The organism is Kitasatospora sp. NPDC001132 (assembly GCF_053598415.1).
Genome location: NZ_JBSFKF010000087.1, coordinates 1 through 3,626 on the forward strand (window position 1 = coordinate 1; position 3,626 = coordinate 3,626).

The window sequence follows — 3,626 nt, forward strand, 5'->3', positions numbered from 1 at the left end:
ACATCCACGGCCTCGGCACCCGCCGGCGGCCACTCCACCAGACCCGCACCCTCAGCAGCCGACGCACCCTCCGCCAGCACACCCGAGACATGACGCGTCCAGAGGCCGTCCTCACCAACGCCCTCGGCCCGCGAGTGGACCGTCACCGAACGACGGCCCTCACCATCGGGCTCTCCGACCCGGACCTGGACCTGCACACCGCCCGACTCCGGAAGCACCAGCGGTGCTTCCAGCGTCAGCTCCTCCACCAGCGAGCAACCCACCTGGTCGCCGGCCCGCACCGCGAGCTCGACAAAGGCGGTCCCGGGCAGGATCACCGAACCCAGCACCGCGTGATCGGCCAGCCAGGCGTGCGACTGGAGCGAGAGCCGGCCGGTGAACAGCACACCGTCCGCATCGGCCAGCGACACCGCCGCACCCAACAGCGGGTGGTCCGCCGCACCCAGGCCGGCGGACTGCACGTCCCCGGTCGCGGCCGGAGAGTGGAGCCAGAACCACTCGCGGTCGAAGGCGTACGTCGGCAGGTCGACCCGACGGGCACCGGCCTCCGCGAAGAACCCCCCTCGCCAGTCGACCTGAGCGCCCTGGACGTGCGCGGTGACGAGGGCCGTCAGCGCGGTCTGCGCCTCGGGCCGCTCGGCGCGCAGCGCCGGGGTGAACACGCCCTGCTCGACGCACTCCTGGCCCATGGCCGAGAGCACGCCGTCCGGGCCGAGTTCGACGAAGGTGGTGACGCCCTGGGCCTCCAGGGCCCGCATGCCGTCGGCGAAGCGAACCGCCTGGCGGACATGCCGGACCCAGTACTCGGGCGAGCACAGCTCCTCCGCCGTGGCCGGCTCACCCGTCACGTTGGACACGACGGGGATGACCGGCTCTGCGTAGCTCAGGCCCTCGGCGACGGCCCGGAACTCCGCCAACATGCCGTCCATCAGCGGCGAGTGGAACGCGTGCGAGACCTTGAGCTTCTTGCTCTTCTCGAACCGACCGGCGATGGCGAGGACTTCGGCCTCGTCACCCGAAATCACCGCCGAGGTGGGCCCGTTGATCGCGGCGATGCTGACGTTCTCGGTGAGCAGCGGCAGGATCTCGGCCTCGGTGGCCTTGACCGCCACCATCGCGCCGCCCTCGGGCAGCGCCTGCATCAGGCGGCCACGGGCCGCCACCAGGGCGACGGCGTCATCGAGGGAGAGGACGCCCGCGACATGCGCGGCCGCGATCTCGCCGATCGAGTGGCCGACCAGGAAGTCCGGACGGACCCCCCAGCTCTCGAAGAGGCGGAACAGCGCCACCTCGACGGCGAACAGCGCGAGCTGGGTGAACTCCGTTCGGGCGAGAACCGCAGCGTCCTCGCCGAACACCGCCTCCTTCAGCGGCAGTTCGACCCGCGCGCAGACGGCGTCGAAGGCCTCCGCGAACACCGGGAACGCCTCGTACAGCTCACGCCCCATCCCGGGACGCTGGCTGCCCTGGCCGGTGAACAGGATCGCCAGCTTCCCGCCGACAGTCCCGGTCACCAGCCCGGCGGCCGTGCCGCCGTCGGCGAGTGCCGTGAGGGCTCGGATGACACTGTCGCGGCTGTCCGCGACGACGCCGGCGCGGAGGTCCATCGTCGCGCGGGTGGTGGCCAGCGAGTAGGCGAGGTCGGTGACCCGCAGCTCGGGCTCGGCCTCGACCAGGGCGAGCAGTCGCTGCGCCTGACCGCGCAGAGCACCCTCACTCTTCGCGGAGAGCACCAGCGGCGCCTGACCGTCCTCGGTCGACAGACGCTCCGAACGCTTCTCCACCGGAGCCTGCTCGATGATGGCGTGGGCGTTGGTGCCGCTGAAGCCGAAGGAGGAGACGGCCGCGCGACGCGGACGCCCGGTCTCCGGCCAGGGCCGGGCCTCGGTCAGCAGCTCGACGGCGCCCGAGGCCCAGTCGATGTGCGGCGACGGCTCGTTGACGTGCAGCGTCTGCGGCAGCACACCCTCCCGCATCGCCATCACCATCTTGATGATGCCGCCGACACCGGCCGCCGCCTGGGTGTGACCGATGTTGGACTTCAACGACCCCAGCCACAGCGGCTCTTCGGCACGCTCCTGACCGTAGGTGGCCAGCAGCGCCTGCGCCTCGATCGGGTCACCGAGCGTGGTGCCGGTACCGTGCGCCTCGACCGTGTCCACGTCGTTGGCCGTGAGGCGTGCGTTGGCGAGGGCCTGGCGGATGACGCGCTGCTGGGACGGGCCGTTGGGGGCGGTCAGGCCGTTGCTGGCACCGTCCTGGTTGATCGCACTGCCACGGACCACCGCGAGAACCTGGTGCCCGTTGCGCTGCGCGTCGGACAGGCGCTCCAGCAGGAGCATGCCCACACCCTCGGACCAGCCGGTACCGTCCGCGTCGGCCGAGAAGGCCTTGCAGCGGCCGTCCATGGCCAGCCCGCGCTGCTTGCTGAACTCGATGAACGCGCCCGGGGTGGACATCACCGTCACACCACCGGCCAGCGCCATCGTGCACTCGCCCTCACGCAGCGCCTTCGCCGCCCAGTGCAGAGCGACCAGCGACGAGGAGCAGGCGGTGTCGATGGTGACCGCCGGACCCTCCAGCCCCAGGGTGTAGGCCACCCGGCCGGAGGCGATGCTGCTCGAACCACCCGTACCGAGGTAGCCCTCGACACCGGCCGGAATCGCGTGCAGACGCGACGTGTAGTCGTGGTACATCACGCCGGCGAAGACGCCGGTCGCGCTGCCCTTCATCGAGGCCGGGTCGATACCCGCGCGCTCGAACGCCTCCCAGGAGGTCTCCAGCAGCAGACGCTGCTGCGGGTCCATCGCCGACGCCTCACGCGGGCTGATCCCGAAGAACGCCGGGTCGAACAGACCCGCGTCGTGCAGGAAACCACCCTCCGTGACGTAACTCGTCCCGGAAAGACCCGAGTTGACGTCCTCCAGGGCCTCCAGGTGCCAGCCACGGTCAGTCGGGAAGGACGTGATGCCATCGCCGCCACCGAGCACCAGCTGCCACAGGTCCTCGGGCGAGGCGACCCCGCCCGGGTAGCGGCAGGCCATGCCGACGATCGCGATCGGCTCGTCCACGGCGGTCGTGGACAGCACCTCGGCCACCACCGGGGCCTCACCGACGAGTTCGTCGCGGATGAAGTCGGCGAGCGCGGACGGCGTCGGGTAGTCGAAGACCAGTGTGGCCGGCAGACGCAGACCGGTGGCCGCGTTCATCCGGTTGCGCAGCTCGACCGCCGTCAGCGAGTCGAAGCCCAGCTCACGGAAGGCGCGGGTCAGATCGACTCCCTCCGCCGATGCGTAGCCCAGAACCTCGGCCACCTGCGTACGGACCACCTCGCGGACGGCCTCGTCGCGGCGCGCCACCGGCAGGGCCAGCAGGCGCTCGGCCAGCGAACCGGCGGCAGCGGAACCGCCACTCGCGGCGGTCCGACGGCGCGGCACACGCACCAGGGCCCGCAGCAGAGGCGGGACCTCACCTCCGCCGACCATGGCCACCGGGTCCAGGTGCATCGGGACGACCAGGGCGCGCTCCAGCGTGAGCGCACCGTCGAACAGGGCCAGACCCTCCTGCGAACGCAGCGGCGCCACGCCGGCTCGGGCCAGACGACGGACGTCCGCGTCCGACAGGCT

General features: G+C 71.6%; 1 protein-coding gene. It reads right to left on the bottom strand.

The window, feature by feature from the left end; genetic code table 11:
* The coding region (locus tag ACWDBE_RS39030) for a type I polyketide synthase (RefSeq protein ID WP_449810356.1) at window positions 1-3,626 on the bottom strand (3,626 nt) is incomplete at both ends.